This window comes from Vicinamibacteria bacterium (assembly GCA_035620555.1).
In the GTDB taxonomy this organism is placed as follows: Bacteria; Acidobacteriota; Vicinamibacteria; order Marinacidobacterales; family SMYC01; genus DASPGQ01.
Map to the genome: position 1 here is coordinate 1 of DASPGQ010000679.1, position 3479 is coordinate 3479.

Consider the following 3479-nt stretch of genomic DNA (forward strand, 5'->3'; position numbering starts at 1 on the left):
GGGCACTCTCGAAAGAGGGCAGTTGTCCAGCGCGGGATGGGCCCACGCAAGGATCCATGGCAGGTGGCACGGTGCAGCACGTGTGCCCCTGAGCCAAGGAGTCTTCGCATGAGCATCGCCATCCATCACCTGGGGATCGTCTCGAGTCATTCATCCCGCAGCATAAACTTTTACCGCCGACTGCTCGATGGCAAAACGAAGGCGATGGCAGGTCACACGGCCGTCACGGCCGGTGATGTTTGCATCGCGATCGTCCCGCGCCGGGACGGGGATCCTGGGCGCTACCCATTCGGTCTTCACATGGCGTTCCGCGTGCCGGCCAGCGAGCGAGCGGAGTTGCTGACTCGTCTCGCCGAGATCGGCGCGGACTTCGAGGACGTGCGCGGGCGAGTCTATACCCGGGACCCCGACGGGCTTACTCTCGAGCTCGTGTTCGAACCGGGTTAGGATGGGCGTCATGGAGACATCAGGCAACGGGTACGACGCGAGGAAGCGGTCGCCCCACTTCGCCATTTCCGAGAGTCCCGCCTTCGTCGGCCCTGCCGTGGCGGCCCTCGCATGGATCCGAACGAGTCGCGCCGGAACGGTAAGTCGCTCTCCAGTGGGCAGCTCGCAAAGAAGCTACGGCTTCACCGATCTCGACGGGAGCCAGCCCGACGCCTGCGCACGCGAAAATCGTGCCCGCCCAACTGGCTAGGCTTCGTAGCTGGGATAGCTTTAGAGAAAGGCTCGAGGCGATTCTTCCGAGCGTGCGAGTCGTCGGTCCCGTGGGAGCGCCCGTTGGATTCTGCGTCGTGAAGGGCGACGAGCTCTATCAACTCTACGTCTCGGCGCAATCACGCGGCGCGGGAGTCGCGGCGGCGCTGATTGCCGATGCCGAGGCTCGGCTCGTCGAAGACGGCGTGGAAAGGGCATGGCTCGCATGTGCCATCGGAAACGAGCGAGCGGCCAGATTCTATGAGAAATCCGGGTGGCATCGAGTGGGGACCATGATGAACCATCCTGGAGACGCTGAACGGAATCTTTCCGCTCGAGGTCTGGCGTTATGAAAAATGGTTCTCCTGACATTTCTGGGGATCAGATCGGGGTGACGGGATGGCCTATGGACGCGGCCGCGATTGTGGAAAACGCTTCGAATCATCGGTGAGCGAGCCAGTTAGGGCTCGGTCAGGAGCTGGTAGAACCCGACTCGTGGCGTTTCCCACAACGACCCATAGGCCCAGTTTACGGTCGATCAAAAAGTCTCCTCTTCGTTAATTCGCGGATTTAGTTGGGAGCGCACCGACGAGACGTTAAAATCCTACGCTCAGTTCAAAAACGAAAGGAAATGTCTCGCGGTGCGCATAACGACGTTATTTACATGATGCGCCCCGTCATCATCTGGATGGAGATGGAAGCGCGGAAGCGGCCAGCTGATCCCTGCCTTCTCCTGCAAGAGGTCCTGTTCTCCGCCGCCGGGTCGGCGCCCGGCGCGCGTCATCCTAAGCGCGGCCTTGGGGTACAGTAAGGTCCGCCATCGAATTAAGGAGGAAACATGCCGAGATGGGTCTTCGAGCCCGGCCACACCGCCGCCTCATTCTCGGTGCGGCATATGATGGTGACGTGGGTCCGTGGGCAATTCAGCGATGTCCACGGCTGGTTGGACTTCGATCTCCAGAACCCGTTGCGCGGATCCCTTCACGTCGAGATCGCTGCGGCCAAGATCTGGTCCGGTGAGCCGGAACGCGATGCACACCTGCGGAGTGCGGATTTCCTCGACGTCGAGAACCACCCCCAAATTACCTTCGACGGGAACTTCAGCGAACAGATCGGCGAGAGCGACTTCAAAGTCAGAGGTGAGCTGACCATTCGTGGCGTTCATCGGGAGGTCGTCCTCGACGTCCGCTACCTCGGGCAATGGTCCACGCCTTGGTGGGAGGGGGATCAAGACCTCGGGCCAAGGACTCGGGCTGGATTCACGGGCAGAACACAAATCAACCGGCACGATTTCGGCGTGAGCTGGAACGGCGAGCTCGAGAATGGTGGAGTCGTGGTAGGCCACGACGTTCTAATCACCCTGGATGCGGAAGCGATCCTCGAGCCCTGACTGTCGGTCACCAGCGGAGCGCTTGACATTAGAGTACGCTGAGCTGGGCCACTGGCCAAAAAACGTACACACAAACCGACAAGGTATTAAGATCGCGTTATGGCACGAGCGATATGGAGCGGGCCCATCAGCTTCGGGCTCGTGCACGTTCCCGTTGAACTCTACGGCGCAACCGAGTCCCGGGAGGTGCGGTTCCACCAGTTCGAGAAAGGAACCGGGCAGCGCGTCCGCTATAAGCGGGTGGGGGGAGAAACAGACGAGGAGGTGCCCTGGGAGAAGATCGAGAAGGGCTACGAGATCGCCGAAGGGGAATTCGTCGTCGTGACGTCCGAGGAGCTGGAGTCACTTGCTCCGGCGAAGAGTCGCACGATCAAAATCGAGGAGTTTGTTGACCTGGCGGATATCGATCCGATCGCGTGGCAGCAAACGTACTATCTCGGTCCATCGGAGGCCGTCGCCTCGGCCGAGCCGTACGCGTTGCTTCATCGTGCGATGGTGGAGACGAAGAAGGTGGGAATCGGACGGTTCGTTCTGCGAAGCAAGGAGCATTTGGCGACGCTGAGGCCTATCGGCCGAGTTCTGGGCCTTTCTACGATGTACTTCGCCGGCGAGATCCGTTCCCCCGAGTCCGTAGTGAATTTGCGGTCGGGTATTTCCCTCTCGGAGAAAGAGGTTCAGATGGCGGGGCAGCTCATCTCCGCACTCTCCGCGAAATTAGACTTGACGAAGTTCAAGGATACATATCGGGAACAGGTGTTAGAACTAATCCAGAAGAAGGCCCGAGGCGAAAGGATTGTTACCGAACCGGCGGCCGTGGAGGCCCGGGTCATCGACCTGATGAGCGCGCTCAAATCCAGTCTCGAGTCGGTGGGTGCGGGAGCCGCCCTGACATCCCTGACCCGATCCGAGCTCCTGGCGCGTGCTGCAAGGGCGGATATCTCCGGCCGCTCCAAGATGAGCAAAGAGGAGCTGATTCGTGCCCTCGAGGACAAGGCCTCGTGACCCCACAACGTGGATCCCGATCCGGTTGCGGGGTGACACATGGGCCAGTAACTTTTGCGCTTGACCACGTTTCTGCCAGGAAGGCATCGGATGTCGCCGCCGCTCGCGCGAGCCTCACGGTCGGTCGAGGCCCGTCGACATCACCGAGACCAAGCCGAGGCGGCACACCAAGAGAGCTGCAAGCAGCTACGGTTCCTTTCGACGCGGCGTCTGACGGCTGACGTGTCGAGCGTCGCTGTCGGTCGCGAAAAGCTCTCCGCGGTGGACGCTCCCCGCGCAATCGAAGCTCAACGAGCTGCACGAGAGCCTGGTCGCGCCGACCTGCCGCCATGGGGCTGGATGAGCATAAGCGGCAGCCGAACCGTGTTGCCGTCGGTCGCGCCGACCTGCC

4 protein-coding genes and 1 pseudogene are annotated in these 3479 nt (G+C 61.2%); all 5 read left to right on the forward strand.

What is annotated here, in order from left to right; genetic code table 11:
* Positions 1–108 precede the first annotated feature (108 nt).
* Complete coding sequence (locus VEK15_27485; protein HXV64472.1) at positions 109–447, forward strand: VOC family protein; 339 nt, start codon at positions 109–111, stop codon at positions 445–447.
* A 46-nt stretch (positions 448–493) separates the two neighbouring features.
* A pseudogene (locus tag VEK15_27490) lies at positions 494–697 on the forward strand (hypothetical protein).
* Positions 698–749: 52 nt separating this feature from the next.
* Positions 750–1049, forward strand: a complete 300-nt coding sequence (locus tag VEK15_27495; protein ID HXV64473.1) for a GNAT family N-acetyltransferase — start codon at positions 750–752, stop codon at positions 1047–1049.
* Between the two features lie 485 nt (positions 1050–1534).
* The gene (locus VEK15_27500; GenBank protein HXV64474.1) at positions 1535–2086 is read left to right on the forward strand and encodes a YceI family protein; all 552 of its coding nucleotides are present in this window, start codon (positions 1535–1537) and stop codon (positions 2084–2086) included.
* Positions 2087–2185: 99 nt separating this feature from the next.
* Positions 2186–3088, forward strand: coding sequence for a Ku protein (locus tag VEK15_27505; protein ID HXV64475.1), 903 nt, complete (start codon positions 2186–2188; stop codon positions 3086–3088).
* The last annotated feature ends 391 nt before the right edge of the window (positions 3089–3479 follow it).

Excerpts from the sequence above, each read along its gene's own strand:
- VEK15_27505 (HXV64475.1), top strand. The coding sequence starts at position 2,186 with ATGGCACGAGCGATATGGAGCGGGCCCATCAGCTTCGGGCTCGTGCAC.
- VEK15_27500 (HXV64474.1), top strand. The coding sequence starts at position 1,535 with ATGCCGAGATGGGTCTTCGAGCCCGGCCACACCGCCGCCTCATTCTCG.
- VEK15_27485 (HXV64472.1), top strand. The coding sequence starts at position 109 with ATGAGCATCGCCATCCATCACCTGGGGATCGTCTCGAGTCATTCATCC.